The organism is Vibrio sp. 1562 (genome assembly GCF_033340155.1).
GTDB lineage: Bacteria > Pseudomonadota > Gammaproteobacteria > Enterobacterales > Vibrionaceae > Vibrio > Vibrio alginolyticus.
The window spans coordinates 1-617 of the sequence record NZ_JAWOVY010000500.1; the positions used below are offsets into that span (position 1 = coordinate 1).

Annotated in this window: 1 protein-coding gene; it reads right to left on the reverse strand. The window is 54.8% G+C overall.

Going from position 1 to position 617, the window contains the following annotated elements:
• Nucleotides 1-617 (reverse strand): tandem-95 repeat protein (locus R7Z49_RS26050; protein ID WP_318112568.1); only part of this gene is annotated, 617 nt, incomplete at both ends.

Below are 617 nucleotides of genomic sequence, written 5' to 3' on the forward strand. Positions count from 1 at the left end.
CTCTCAACCACAGGCGTGTCGTTCACCGCATTCACGGTGACGTTGACCGTGGCTTGGTCAGTCAGCGAACCATCGGTCACGGTGTAAGTGATTTCAGCATCGCCATTGAAGTTCTCAGCTGGTGTGAACACCAGTTTGCCATCAACAATCTCAACTGTGCCTTGTGCTTCAGGTACAGACGCCGATTGGATAGACAACTTATCGCCGTCGATGTCGGTGTCGTTTGGCAGAACATCAATCGTGACAGCGGTGTCTTCGTCAGTCATCGCCGTGTCATTGGTCGCCACTGGCGCGTCATTGACTGGTGTGACATCGACGTTCACCGTGGTGGACTCCGATACCCCACCGGACGTGACGATGTAGGTAAAGCTGTCTGCCCCGTGGAAGTTGTCGTTTGGCGTGTAAGTGACGCTGCCATCCGGGTTGACCGAGACCGTGCCGTTAGCTGGACCGTTATTGGTATCGAGCGACACCACTTTATCGTCGCCTTCGAACGTGTCGTTACCTAAAACCTTAATGATGGTCGGCGTGTCTTCCACTACCGTCGCTTTATCTGCCACGATGTCCGCCACAGGCGCTACCGTGAAGTTCACCGTTTGGCTAACGCTCTCGCCGCT